This is a genomic window from Faecalibacterium sp. BIOML-A4, from assembly GCF_009679665.1.
Classification (GTDB): Bacteria; Bacillota; Clostridia; order Oscillospirales; family Ruminococcaceae; genus Faecalibacterium; species Faecalibacterium taiwanense.
In genome coordinates this window covers 1-11,908 of record NZ_WKZG01000005.1, presented here as the reverse complement: position 1 = coordinate 11,908, position 11,908 = coordinate 1, and the positions used below count along the sequence as shown (strand labels likewise).

15 protein-coding genes and 1 tRNA gene are annotated in these 11,908 nt (G+C 47.1%); 1 reads left to right on the top strand and 15 read right to left on the bottom strand.

Annotated features, from left to right (window positions below; translation table 11 throughout):
- Positions 1–57: 57 nt before the first annotated feature.
- Together scfA and GKG34_RS04590 are read right to left on the bottom strand one after the other, a co-directional pair.
- A complete protein-coding gene (gene scfA, locus GKG34_RS04595) occupies positions 58–204 on the bottom strand; it encodes a six-cysteine ranthipeptide SCIFF (protein ID WP_005926683.1) in 147 nt (48 codons plus the stop codon).
- Between the two features lie 122 nt (positions 205–326).
- On the bottom strand, positions 327–620 hold the full coding sequence (locus tag GKG34_RS04590; RefSeq protein WP_005942150.1) for a hypothetical protein: 294 nt from the start codon (positions 618–620) through the stop codon (positions 327–329).
- 224 nt (positions 621–844) lie between these two features.
- Between GKG34_RS04590 and GKG34_RS04585 the strand changes: the two genes are divergently transcribed.
- Positions 845–918: transfer RNA gene (locus GKG34_RS04585), tRNA-Gln, on the top strand.
- 101 nt (positions 919–1,019) lie between these two features.
- Here GKG34_RS04585 and GKG34_RS04580 read toward each other — a convergent pair.
- The 13 genes from GKG34_RS04580 to GKG34_RS04515 form a co-directional block, all read right to left on the bottom strand.
- The gene (locus GKG34_RS04580) at positions 1,020–2,777 is read right to left on the bottom strand and encodes a bifunctional UDP-sugar hydrolase/5'-nucleotidase (protein WP_154255686.1); all 1,758 of its coding nucleotides are present in this window, start codon (positions 2,775–2,777) and stop codon (positions 1,020–1,022) included.
- A gap of 269 nt (positions 2,778–3,046) precedes the next feature.
- Positions 3,047–4,819 carry an oleate hydratase gene (locus tag GKG34_RS04575; RefSeq protein ID WP_154255685.1) on the bottom strand — a complete coding sequence of 591 codons (1,773 nt, stop codon included), beginning with the start codon at positions 4,817–4,819 and terminating at the stop codon, positions 3,047–3,049.
- A 254-nt stretch (positions 4,820–5,073) separates the two neighbouring features.
- Positions 5,074–6,567: a recombinase family protein gene (locus tag GKG34_RS04570; protein ID WP_154255684.1), complete on the bottom strand. Its 1,494-nt coding sequence runs from the start codon at positions 6,565–6,567 to the stop codon at positions 5,074–5,076.
- A gap of 13 nt (positions 6,568–6,580) precedes the next feature.
- Complete coding sequence (locus GKG34_RS04565; protein WP_154255683.1) at positions 6,581–6,901, bottom strand: type II toxin-antitoxin system RelE/ParE family toxin; 321 nt, start codon at positions 6,899–6,901, stop codon at positions 6,581–6,583.
- A complete protein-coding gene (locus GKG34_RS04560) occupies positions 6,898–7,203 on the bottom strand; it encodes a type II toxin-antitoxin system RelB/DinJ family antitoxin (RefSeq protein ID WP_154251734.1) in 306 nt (101 codons plus the stop codon). The genes GKG34_RS04565 and GKG34_RS04560 overlap by 4 nt, the downstream gene beginning before the upstream one ends.
- Before the next feature lie 237 nt (positions 7,204–7,440).
- Complete coding sequence (locus tag GKG34_RS04555) at positions 7,441–7,650, bottom strand: hypothetical protein (protein ID WP_097775234.1); 210 nt, start codon at positions 7,648–7,650, stop codon at positions 7,441–7,443.
- Positions 7,651–7,698: 48 nt separating this feature from the next.
- Positions 7,699–8,037 (bottom strand): hypothetical protein, encoded by a 339-nt coding sequence (locus tag GKG34_RS04550; RefSeq protein WP_154255682.1) that lies wholly within the window; start codon positions 8,035–8,037, stop codon positions 7,699–7,701.
- Positions 8,038–8,127: 90 nt separating this feature from the next.
- Positions 8,128–8,667, bottom strand: coding sequence for a hypothetical protein (locus GKG34_RS04545; RefSeq protein WP_154255681.1), 540 nt, complete (start codon positions 8,665–8,667; stop codon positions 8,128–8,130).
- Between the two features lie 9 nt (positions 8,668–8,676).
- Positions 8,677–9,063: a hypothetical protein gene (locus GKG34_RS04540; RefSeq protein ID WP_223382614.1), complete on the bottom strand. Its 387-nt coding sequence runs from the start codon at positions 9,061–9,063 to the stop codon at positions 8,677–8,679.
- A 177-nt stretch (positions 9,064–9,240) separates the two neighbouring features.
- Entirely contained in the window at positions 9,241–9,708 is a 468-nt protein-coding gene (locus tag GKG34_RS04535; protein ID WP_243139206.1) for a hypothetical protein, read from the bottom strand.
- A 183-nt stretch (positions 9,709–9,891) separates the two neighbouring features.
- Positions 9,892–10,074, bottom strand: coding sequence for a DUF4367 domain-containing protein (locus GKG34_RS04530; RefSeq protein WP_242651836.1), 183 nt, complete (start codon positions 10,072–10,074; stop codon positions 9,892–9,894).
- Positions 10,075–10,208: 134 nt separating this feature from the next.
- Positions 10,209–10,520 (bottom strand): hypothetical protein, encoded by a 312-nt coding sequence (locus GKG34_RS04525; protein WP_005946667.1) that lies wholly within the window; start codon positions 10,518–10,520, stop codon positions 10,209–10,211.
- A gap of 650 nt (positions 10,521–11,170) precedes the next feature.
- Positions 11,171–11,863, bottom strand: a complete 693-nt coding sequence (locus tag GKG34_RS04515; RefSeq protein ID WP_154255680.1) for a DUF4367 domain-containing protein — start codon at positions 11,861–11,863, stop codon at positions 11,171–11,173.
- Positions 11,864–11,908 lie beyond the last annotated feature (45 nt).

Genomic DNA, 11,908 nt, shown 5'->3' with positions numbered 1-11,908 from the left:
CCATTCCAATTATACAAAAAAATGCCGCCCGGCAAAGGCGGCAGGGGGTTGCAAAAATTACTTGTTGCTGTTCTCGCACTGCTGGTTAGCCACGCCGCAGGAGGTCTTGCAAGCGGACTGGCAGGAAGTCTGGCACTCGCCGCAGCCGCCGGTCTTAACGCTCTTGGTCAGGTCACGAGTAGCAATGGTCTTAATACGTTCCATAATAGAAAACCTCTCTAACTCTCAAAATTTCATCGCGCCGGACAAAGCCCGGTACGCATTTATCTTTGCTTATGATAACACGCAAGGGGCTTTCTGTCAAGATTTTTATGCTGCCAACCTGTTCAAACCTGTCCAGCAGGCTGATACTTCGTCAGGACGGTGTGCAGCCCCAGCTCCCGCGCCCTGGCCAGTAAGTACCGGTAGCGGCACAAAAGCGCCTGCCGCTCGTAAATGCGCTGCTCGATCAGGTCTGTATCCACCTCCAGATCAAACATCATCTCATTGCGCCGCAGGCAGAACAGACATTCCTTCAGCTCTTCTTCCAGTTCTGGGTGATAGCGTTCGTGCTCGGTATCCCGCGGGATGCGGCTCGAAAGCAAAGTTTGGGTGTTCTGGGCATGGGTTCGTTCCAGCATAGGCCGTCCTCCTCTTCTTTGTGTATCTTGAAGGTTTGTACATTTTAGTATATGAAGAGACCGGTGCAGAATATGCCAGTTTATGGTAAAGCAGAAACTTCTCCGCTGGTGCGCGCATTTTAAAAAAGTTTGCAATTTTTTCAAAATCACGCTTGACAAGTATCACTTTTCCGCGTATAATAGCACACGTTGAGCGGCTCACACCGCGAAACGCAATCGAATATTGGGGATTTGCATAGTGGTAGTGCGGTAGACTCTGACTCTACTTGTGGGAGTTCGATTCTCTCATCCCCAACCAAAAAGCCATCCGGTTTACACCGGATGGCTTTTTTCGTTCTATATTGTTATACAAAAACAGCGTACCGTCTTTGCGACGGTACGCCCATTTTTATGCAGTTATTACAGGATGCTGATGCGGCCTGCGCCGTAGGGATTCTCGTAATCCAGCAGATAGCCCGGGTAATCGGCCAGCGGGCTGTTTGCGGTGGTCAAATGCGGCAGACCCTCTGCATCTACACCGCCAAAGGTCATGGCATAGGTAGACATCACAAGGTAATCCTCAGACACATAGTCCTTGATCAGCTCTGCGCCATCAAACATGGCAAAGCCATCGCCCAGATTGCGCAGAGTGTAATTCATGCCAGCCAGAGCGTAGGTCTTGCTCTCGTCCAGCGGTTCATAAGTACCGGAAGCCTTGTTGTAGATCTTCACGTTCTGCACGCGCGGAGTGCCGGTGGCACTGCCAATCCAGACATTCTTCTCGTCGGTCTGCACGGTGTTGGGGATATCGGCGTGGATTTCGTAGGAAGCGCCTGCCACATGCAGGAAGCCGCCGTTCTCCTTTTCCGTTCCGGCAAAGCGAGCTGCAAACTCCAGTGCATCCTGGATCTGCTTGCCGGTGACAGACATCAGACAGGCCACATTGCCAAACGGGCTGACCTGCTTGCAGGTCTTGAAGGTCCAGTAGCCGGCTTTCTCATCGGCGCGGATGCCGCCGCCGTTCATGATAGCGATGTCACAATGCAGCTGTTCCACCTCATTGAAGTAGGAGTAAATGCCGTCGGCCACGAAGTCGCCGAGATTCGTCTCTGCCATGCGGATGCGGCGCTTGCCAGTCTCGGGGTCGGAGATGTAGAAGTTCGTATCGGCAACAGCGATCTTCTCACCCAGCATGTCGTCCACAGAAGCGACCCATGCGTTCTGGATATCGGCAACAGCACTGTCGGAGCCTTCGTAAGAGGAGATCAGACGGGTGGCAATGGAGCCGTCGGCCTTGATGGTCATTTCGCCAACATTTGCAAAATAAGAGCCGGTCTGGGTCAGGGCGACAGCCTTGCCGGACAGATCCTTCACCCACTCACACTCCATCTTGGTGTGAGAATGGCCGTCGATGAATGCATCGAAGCCGGAGGTGTGCTCGATGACTTCCTTGCTGGTCCAGGGCGAAGAGGAAGGATCAACGCCCAGATGGCCCAGACCGATCACGTAGTCAGCCAGAACCTTGGCCTTATCAATGGACTTCTGCACAGCCTTGTACAGCTTCTGGCCGTCGTCACCGCCCAGAATATCATAGATATAGCGGCTCTGGCTCTTGTCCATGAAGTAAGCCGGAGTAGACTTGGTGAAGGTCTCGGGCGTGGTGATGCCCACAAATGCGATCACGCGGCCGCCGATGGTGAAGTATTTGACATCCGGCAGAACGCGGTTGCCCAGCGGCAGATTGACCCAGTTGCTGGAGAGGTACGGGAAATCTGCCTCAGCCATTACCTCTTTTGCACGGGCCATGCCGTAGTCGAATTCATGGTTGCCGGGCGTAGCAACATCGTAGCCAGCGGTGTTCATCAGCTGGATGATGGATGCACCTTCGTCCATGGAACCATATGCGGTACCCTGAATATGGTCGCCCGCATCTACCAGCAGGACATTTTTGCCTGCATCCTGATAGCTCTTTTTCAAAGCTGCGATGGCAGCATAGGTCAGTTCCGGCGATTTTTTGTCGATGTAAGTATGAACATCGTTGGTGTACAGGATCGTAATGTCCTTAAAGCTGCCGGGGTAACATGCAGACGCAGCGGGTGCGCCCAGACTTACGGCAGCAACGGCCGTAGTGACACCTGCGGCTTTCAGGAAGCTGCGGCGGGAGATAAGCTGTTTCATGGAAAAACGACCTCCTCTTAAAACTCTCTTTTGTTTTTATCGGGCGCACAGAACCAGCCCGACGCTTGTTATGTTAAGCATAACACACAAAACACCCAAGAACAACCCGGAATCGCACAATTCGTTCATAATTCACGGTACCAAGTCACACTTTTTGTGCAACATTATTCCTTTTCGGGGCAAAAAACAGCCCGCATCTGCAGCCAGTCGTTGACTGCAAAAGCGGGCTGTTTTCAAAGGGGATTCAAAAATGGATCAGAGCAACGAGCTCAAATCGCATTGTATTCCTTGAGGAATTTCTCAAGGTCGGTACCCTCGATCTTTTTCAAAGCTTCCTTCATGGCAAGGCGCGGGATGAGCGGCAGATCCATGTCGGTGATCTTCTTGCCGTCGCGCAGCTTGACCGTTGCATCGATCAGGGCACGTACATCATAGGTGCTGCCCCAGACCTCAGGCACACCACGGTCGATGTCCAGCAGGGTGTACACAGCTTCCATACCGGTGCGCATGGAGTATTCGGTGGTGAAGATGGTGTCACGGCCGGTCTCGGCGAACTGACCCAGGAAGGCAAAGTTGACAGCACCCTCCGGCACGATATCAGGACGGTCGCCCATCGCACGCGGCATAAAGAATGCATCGATATACGGCATCATGACCGGGATGGTGTTGGCACTGTGCTCGGCCAACTCTTCGATCTGATCCTCGGGCACACCAATGTGGTACAGCCATTCCATGCACAGTTCCTTGCCGGTGCAGTCGCGCATGGCCTTTTTGACGTAGTTGCCGGGCTTATCACTGAACAGGCCGTAGACCCAGACGCACAGCTGGTTCTTGGGCTGGTCTCGGAACTGCTGCTGACGGTTCAGCGTCCAGCTGAGCAGCCAGTTGGAGTCCTTAACGGTGACGATGCCGCCGGTGACGGTGTGGCCACTGAACGGGTCACGCTTGCAGATCTTCTGGATATACTGTGGGATTTTGTCGTCCAGCGTAGTGATGGTGGCACTTTCCCAGTTGGAATGTTCGGGGTCGGAGCAGAACTTTTCAGGATTGCCGAATGCAGGGTCCTGTGCAGCGATCTTCTTCCACAGATCCCAGCCGTTGCCCGGCTTGATGGTGGGATCAAAGCCTGCTGCCTTGTCCTGTGCGCCCATCGTGCAGCTTTCCACGCAGCCGCCGTTGGTGATGAACAGCAGATCATTTTCGGTCAGGTCAATGGTGCTGATCTCACCTGCGTGCTCCACAACCACGCTGCTTGCCTGCTTGCGCTTGCCATTGATCTCAAATTTCACGTCCACGACCTTGGTCTCATAGTGGAACTGCACGCCGTGGTCCTTCAGGTAAGTGACCATGGGCAGGATGATAGATTCATACTGGTTGTAGCGGGTAAAGCGCAGGGCAGTGAAGTCCGGCAGACCGCCGATGTGGTGGATATAACGCTTGAGGTAGAGCTTCATTTCCAGAGCACTGTGCCAGTTCTCAAAAGCAAACATGGTGCGCCAGTACAGCCAGAAGTTGGAGTTCAGCACTTCATCATCAAAGAAATCGGTGATCTTCTTATCCTGCAGCTGCTCGTTGGGGGTGAAGAAGAGCTTCATGATCTCCATAGCACCCTTATCAGACAGGCCAAACTTGCCATCGGTGTGGGCATCCTCGCCGCGGTTGACGGTAGCACGGCACAGTGAATAGTTGGGGTCTTCCTTGTTCAGCCAGTAGTACTCATCCAGCACACTGGCACCCTCGGTCTCCAGAGACGGAATGGAGCGCAGCAGATCCCACATGACCTCGAAGTGGTTATCCATCTCGCGGCCACCGCGCATCACGTAACCGATATCGTATTTGTAGCCGTCGCAGGCACCGCCGGGGATGGGGTCTTTCTCAAACACATGCACATGCTCGCCCTTCATCTGGCCGTCACGCACCAGATAACATGCAGCTGTCAGTGCGGCCAGACCGGAACCAATGATATATGCAGATTTATGATCGACACCCTCCGGCTTTTTAGGAGTTGCAAATGCTTCATAGTTGCCACTGGAATAGTACATAGAAAAGCCTCCCTGCTTTTTATTGCTTTTTTCGGCATCCTTGCGCCGTCCTTATGGCAACAGTATACCCCGCGCCGCCGCAGCAGACAACAAACAAACTTTAGCGGGTGTATAAATTTTATACAATCATTCTGTTTTGCTGGAAATACGTACAAATTGTGACAAAAGCCGCCCTAATAGCGAATCGTTCTGTGATATAGAGTGCTTTATAAACCAGTTTCAGCAAAAAGAAAAGCACCTAGATTTTAACGAATCTAGGTGCTTTTTGTTGGTGGAGCGAAACAACCCAAATCCGAACCATTGCCCTCTGGGGCATCTTTGGCGGCGATTTCATCGAAAGTGATGGTTTTTGTGCCGTCTTTGTAGTTGAATGTAATCAAAACTTTTTCATCATAGAGATAAACCGCGTTCACGAACGTATTGATAAGCGTTTCCCGGTGGCTTTTCACGTTCGGGTCGAGCTTGCGGAACCGGGTCAGCCAGAAACGAACCTGATTTTCGCTCAACCGTGGCCGAGCGATTTTTTCTTCGGCAATCCGAACTTCAAGCTCTTTCTGCTGGGCTTCCAGCTTTTCCAGACGCAATTTGGTGGAGTTGGTCAGCACACCTGCTTGAATAGCGTTCAGCATATTCTCGATGCCGTTCTCCACCTCGCGCATCTGCTTTTCCAGCAAAGGAAGCGTGGTGTTTTCCTGATCCTGCAACTCCATAACTTCTGCAACAATGGCATCAATCACAGCATCGTCCTGAATCAGCTTCATGGTTTCAGCCACGACCAAATCTTCCAGCCATTCCTTACGGACGGTCTTTTTCTTGCAGGTTTTGAAACGCTTAGCAGTAGAGCACTTATAATAATGATGAACGACCTTGTTCCGGCCTGTGCCACACTCACCGAACATCATGGCACCGCACATTCCGCAGAACAGCTTGGTGGTAAGCAGGTAATCGTCCTCGGCTTTGTGGCGGGCAGGAGCGCGACTGTTCTTTTTGATTTTCAGCTGCACTTCCTCAAACAAGTCCTTGTCCACGATGGCCGGGATGCTGTCGGGCATCACAATGTCCTTAAAACGGTTCTCGCCGATATAACGGCGGTTTGTCAGCAAGGTCTGAATACTGTTATAGGTGAACTTCTGATTGCGGTTGGTAGTCACGCCGCTGTCGTTCAGCCAGTTCATCAGTTCTTTCATAGTTGCGCCATCGTTGTACCGCTGAAAGGCTTCTACCACAAAGGGAGCTTTCAGCGGGTCGACTTGAAAGAACTTCTCCTCATCCACCTTAAAACCAATGGGAATCGTGCCGCCGTTGTACTTCCCCTTCAGAACATTCTCAGTCATGCCGCGCACGACCTTTTCAGAAAGTTCTGCCGAGTAGTATTCAGCCATGCCGGTGAGCATACTCTTGACCATGATACCCGCAGGGCTGTCAGAGATAGGCTCCGTGGCAGATACCAGCTTGACATGATTTCGTTCCAACTGATACTCATAGTGCGCTGAATCGTAGCGGTTCCGGGCAAAGCGGTCGAGCTTCCAGACCAGCACAATATCAAACAACCGCTTCTCGCTGTCCTTGATCATCTGCTGGAAATCCGGGCGGTTGTCGGTTTTGGCGGAAAGGGCGCGGTCAATGTAGTGCTTGACCACGGTAATGCCGTTCTTTTCGGCGTAGGCCGTACACTCGCGAATCTGACCTTCGATGGATTCTTCACGCTGGTTATCGCTGGAATAGCGAGCATAGATCACGGCGGTCATGCAAACACCTCTTTCACTTCATTCTCCGTAGGCGGCGCACAAGGTCGGATGCGCTGTACAGCACACGAGCCACTGACACCGCATCCTCGCCCACGATGTAGAACACCGAGTAGTTGTCCACCAGCATCTGCCGCAGCCCTTGGGTGCGATCGGGTTCACTTTCCACCAGCGCGCAGCGTTCCGGCAGGATGTTCAGGGATTGGATGGCTTCTGCAATACGATTATACTGCCCCATAGCCGTGTCAGGCTCCAACAGACGGTCAGCAATGTAACTGTAAATCTGCTCCATGTCGCTAAGGGCTATATGGGAAATTTTCACGTCATACTGTTTCATCTGTGCTGTTCCCTGAACTGTGCGAATGCGCTTGCAGCATCCACGGTATCACCGTTCTGAATTTCCTTAATGCCTACCTGCAAGGCTGCATGAAGCTGATCATCGGTCATGGTGTCAGCGTTCAGTGCCACAGGAGCCTTCGGCAGGGACAGAGAGAAGGGAATGCCGCCAGTCAGGGTGATCTGGCGCAGGTACATATCAATAGCTGTTGCCATCGGGATGCCGAGCTGCTTCAGCACGTCTTCGGCTTGCTGCTTGACAGTAGGGTTGACACGAAGATTGAGCGTCATTGTTTTTTCCATGGTTATCACCTCGGATTTATTGTAACGTATTTTGCGTTGCATGTCAATCGAGTGCGAAGTCGCAATTGAAATTCTCTATATTGCACAATATATTCGTCGTTAAATTGTTCAAAGTGCGGGATATTCACCCTCTATAATAAATTCTTGGAGTGTGCCCAGCTTTTGCTGAGTAGTAAGCTTGAATATTATCTCTCTTGGCTGCGACCATGGCAGACTGGAAGTTTAACCTTCAATAAACTATTTACTGTACAATTCTTTTAGAATACACCAAAGATTCATTATCACACCAACGCCACCAACAAGTGCAATGAGAATCCCTGCAACTACTGTAAGGCGAACATTTTGATTAAAGGCATACCATAAAAAATTAGTGTCCGCACAAAGTATAAGCAAAATTCCAACAATAAATATGCTTACCGATACGATTGCTGTAAGAATTTTTTTCATGTTACACTCTCCTTTGTGTATCACTGTTATTCTCCGAGAAAGTTCGACTCACATCCCTATGATAGTGAACACATCATTCGTTTCAAAACACTTTGCTGCCCAAGGAACTACTTCTGCAATAATCTCTTTGCAAGTACATCCATCCGATTGACTTTTTGTTAAAATATTATCCCATTGTACTTTTGTAACGATTGTCATTCCATAAAAGTCAAACTCTGGAATCACTTCAAGAATCAGATCTGAAACATGGCGGCTATTCCATATTTCATCACTGATGCTAATAGATGTGTCAAGCCAGCACTTGTCGTGATACTGCCCTTGTTGAAATTCCAAATAGCAGCTGCTGTGTGAGGCTTTTCTTTGATCTTCGTCAATAAAATACTTCAAATTAGTTCACCCATATTAGCAGATAGCTGCGTTCGTTGCTATGTACTACAAGCGGAAAAGTTATATCAAATCCCATTAATCGTTAGCAATTCAACCCATCACAGTAACCATCTGAAAATACTGATACTGATATTCGTCTTCTAATACCGCCTGCATCTCTTCCATGTATAACGGGTCTTTCAACAATTTGGGATGAAATGCTCGCTCTCTCCAAAGTCGGACTCCAATTTCAGGGAAAAGATATTCCGTTCCAAGTTGCAAGTCCTTTTCGTTGCAAATAACGTTGTCCTTTTTCATTAAGCTATCAATAATACACTCGGCGGTTGTATTAAACATATCCATTCCGAATAGTTTTATTGACGCTACTTTAGACAAATCTCGCTGGATGCCGATTTCAGCAGCTTTTCCGTTCCGATACTGCACCAGAAAGAACGAATCATTATCCATATATCGTCCGGTTATCAAATTAGGGTCATCGGTTTCCGCACAACGCTCCATTTGCATTGCTTCATCAGAAGAATTCGACCACTGTTTCTTCATTTGTAGAAGAGCATTTTCTAGCTCATCTGATGTCATACCTAATTTTAATTGTCCAATTCCAATATGTGGTATAATAATTATCTCTTTCATAACAAAACCTTATACCAAAAAGGTAAACCACACAAATGCAGCAGTTGCACATATCATCAGAACCAGTAGTATCGTACTTGCAAGTTTCTTCTCAATGGAAACTTTCTGATTTTCGCATAGGACAATCTGCTGAAGATTGTGAAATTCGGCTTCGCTGACATTTCCATTTAATGCTTTCCATGCAGTGCAGCGATCTGTAACCAGCAAAAAATCGGACAGCATTTCCATAAAGATGACAGCGAAAAATGCCAGAGAAAAGAACCACATCCCATTCCATTGAAGTTCTGTCAACACCCTCTGAAGGCTTGAAGGCTTTAATGACACTAACGAAATAATGTAAATCAACGTGTTGCAGAATTCTCTTGCTAATGGCCCTTTTTGTTTAAGAAAATCCATTTTCAACCCTTTCCTTACAAACGGAGTGACTTAACCACCAATGGCCTGATAGTAATCCGTTTTAGAACGAATCAAAGAACCGTTTGACTTGTATTCTTTGACAGTTTGATGGTAGCAATATTTTCGAAATATGTGTTCTATTTTTTCTGCATTGGAATCACCACTTTTTTGATAAAATTAGGAGCCATCACTTTCCGACAGCCATTTGTCTAGGATTCTTGATGCTATTTCAGCATATTCTTCATCTGTAGAAATAGATTTCAAGTATTTGTAAAGAGTATCTTTTTCTTCTGCCGCCCCAATATAAGGAAGTTCTGCTCCAATTCCAGTTATGACAAGCGCTTCAAAATCCGTATCAGCCATCAGTTTGTTATGATTCAGTATACAAAGCGTATCTTCTGAAAATTCAACAAGCCGCTTAGACAATACCGAAAAACAATCTTCGGTATATCCGCCATCTGAAATTTTAAGTTCTTCTAATATTTGACTCGTTTCCATATCCTCAAGTTCTGATAAAAAATCTTGTGGATTTGATACCGATATGGAAACAGAGGATTCGGTGGAGGATGACGGTAGCGAATTTGTTGCGCAGGCGGATAAACTGGCCAGCATGATTGTGAGAATCACTATTTGAAATCGTTTCATCAGACATAACCTCCATTTTGTGTACTCCAACAGGAGCTTTTGCTTAGTCAACGTAGTTCACATTGTGTTTGTGACAGCTTTTTTGAAAAAAGTTCAAAATCTTGTCAGCTTTGGACGCTTCAACAAAAAAGGTGTCCACACATTTGTAAATAATTACAAGCGTGTGGGCAAAAATTCAGCCAGTTAGGAAATGCTCTCTGCAATTTTTAGAATCTCTTCACGCGGTATCTTTCCAATGATCGTATGTGATATGCCATCTTTCTCCCATACTAGCACATATCCTGTACGGCCTCCGCTATTGTTTGTTCCGAGTGTGGCATCGGCTGTTCCAACTTTAATGCGCTCATAAACCGTATTATCTCTCACTTGGCTGTGACCATGGCATATTAGAAGACTAACCTTTAATTAAAATATCCAAAGCAGACAAAACATCCCTCTACTTTGCAGTCGTTGCAAATAGAGGGATGTTTGTCATCATCACAAGATGAAAAGCTATAAATTTATTTCAATTTTCCTCCACTCTCATAATCGTGTAGAACAGATGTCCCCAGTACCAAGAGAATCACACATATAATGCAGATCCAAGGAGTATCAAACCACAGCGAAATCAGCACTGGAACACAAGAAATCGCTATTATCCAAAAACCAACAGCCAAGAATCTTGATGTCTTTTTCAAGTTGTAGTGTTTTTTCTTGCTATACGCTTCTGCGATTAAATTTTTAGGAATCACCCAAAAATAGATTCCAACAGCAACTAAAAGAATAATCACCCAAAAACTATTGACAAATTTTTCTTGATTGCTTAAAGACATTTGCACTTCCTCGGCATTACGCCCATCCTACAACATTCCATGCATTATAAGTGAACATTTCATTGTGAAAGTTCACAGCAAGAGATGTGTGTGATTCTTTCAGAACAATCAAACCTTTTGAGCTTCACCGTCTGAATGTACATGCGCAAAATGGTTAATACTTTAAGTTCTGCATTGGAATCACCTCATATCAAGTTTGAATTCATATTCTATGCGTCAAATTGTGACTGATTTCAATGATTTTTTTGGTGATGACTAAGATGTTTTATTTAGCTCATTTCGTCCGATGCGGTAAATCTTCTTGTCTTGTTCTCCTACTTCAACAATAAGTTCATTTTTATTGTGATGAACTATTACTGGAATATAGCTATCGGAATTTTCCACCATCAAACATGTGACTCCATTCGTCCATTCACTGTTCAATTCCTTTGATAGCATGGAAATAATTTCTTCTTTCGTCATTTTGATTAATGAATAACCTCCATTTTGTACACTCCCACAGGAGCTTTTGCTTAGTCAACGTTGCTCACACTGCGTTTGTGACAGCTTTTTTGAAAAATTTTCGAGATTTTATCAACTTTGTATATTTGTACAAAAAATGCAGACACATTTGTAAACAATCACAAGTGTGTCGGCAAGGTCTTGACAAATCAGGAAATGCTTTCCGCAATTCTTAGAAGCTCATCATGCGATATCTTTCCAATAATCGTATGTGAAATGCCATCTTTCTCCCATACTAGTACATATCCTGTATGTCCTCCATTATTACTCGTTCCGAGTGTGGCATCAGCTGTTCCAGCTTTAATGCGCTCATAAACCGTATGCTCATTGTCGAAAGTTTCGACTTGTCCATAGTCTTGAATTATGGAACAGTCCACATAATAAAAGATGTTCTTATCATTGACATCAACATAGGCATGAAGAAAGGCTATTTCGTTATCATATCCTTGTTCATAATCTCGTTCAAAGCCGTCCGGTACATAATGGTCGCTATATCCATTCGGAAGCTGTTCCAACGGCTCACCATCCACCTGATACGTCAGCTGCATCTCAACAGGCAGGAACTTCTGAATCATCGTATAAACTGCCTTGCGGAAGTCTGCGCTTACTGCAAGCGCACCGAGGGTCAGAATTACCAGCGTCAGGGCCGCAACAAGCACTCGTTTCAGCACAGGGCGGCGTTTATGCAACGCCGCTTGCAGGCGAGCATCCCATCGGAAAGTATCCGGGTAGCGTTCTTTAAGCTGTGCCGGAGTTGGCAGCTCGTCCAGTTCTTTCTGTGCATCTGCACGGAGTGCCATCATCAAAGCTGCATCAAAAGAAACTTCTGCCCTCTCACTCATGGCTGTTCAACTCCTTCCACAATAGTTTTCTTCCACGGAAAAGCC

What these genes read in the sequence shown, in the direction of transcription:
- scfA (WP_005926683.1), bottom strand. Translation starts at nt 204, where the DNA reads ATGGAACGTATTAAGACCATTGCTACTCGTGACCTGACCAAGAGCGTT.
- GKG34_RS04590 (WP_005942150.1), bottom strand. Translation starts at nt 620, where the DNA reads ATGCTGGAACGAACCCATGCCCAGAACACCCAAACTTTGCTTTCGAGC.
- GKG34_RS04580 (WP_154255686.1), bottom strand. Translation starts at nt 2,777, where the DNA reads ATGAAACAGCTTATCTCCCGCCGCAGCTTCCTGAAAGCCGCAGGTGTC.
- GKG34_RS04575 (WP_154255685.1), bottom strand. Translation starts at nt 4,819, where the DNA reads ATGTACTATTCCAGTGGCAACTATGAAGCATTTGCAACTCCTAAAAAG.
- GKG34_RS04570 (WP_154255684.1), bottom strand. Translation starts at nt 6,567, where the DNA reads ATGACCGCCGTGATCTATGCTCGCTATTCCAGCGATAACCAGCGTGAA.
- GKG34_RS04565 (WP_154255683.1), bottom strand. Translation starts at nt 6,901, where the DNA reads ATGAAACAGTATGACGTGAAAATTTCCCATATAGCCCTTAGCGACATG.
- GKG34_RS04560 (WP_154251734.1), bottom strand. Translation starts at nt 7,203, where the DNA reads ATGGAAAAAACAATGACGCTCAATCTTCGTGTCAACCCTACTGTCAAG.
- GKG34_RS04555 (WP_097775234.1), bottom strand. Translation starts at nt 7,650, where the DNA reads ATGAAAAAAATTCTTACAGCAATCGTATCGGTAAGCATATTTATTGTT.
- GKG34_RS04545 (WP_154255681.1), bottom strand. Translation starts at nt 8,667, where the DNA reads ATGAAAGAGATAATTATTATACCACATATTGGAATTGGACAATTAAAA.
- GKG34_RS04540 (WP_223382614.1), bottom strand. Translation starts at nt 9,063, where the DNA reads ATGGATTTTCTTAAACAAAAAGGGCCATTAGCAAGAGAATTCTGCAAC.
- GKG34_RS04535 (WP_243139206.1), bottom strand. Translation starts at nt 9,708, where the DNA reads ATGAAACGATTTCAAATAGTGATTCTCACAATCATGCTGGCCAGTTTA.
- GKG34_RS04525 (WP_005946667.1), bottom strand. Translation starts at nt 10,520, where the DNA reads ATGTCTTTAAGCAATCAAGAAAAATTTGTCAATAGTTTTTGGGTGATT.
- GKG34_RS04515 (WP_154255680.1), bottom strand. Translation starts at nt 11,863, where the DNA reads ATGAGTGAGAGGGCAGAAGTTTCTTTTGATGCAGCTTTGATGATGGCA.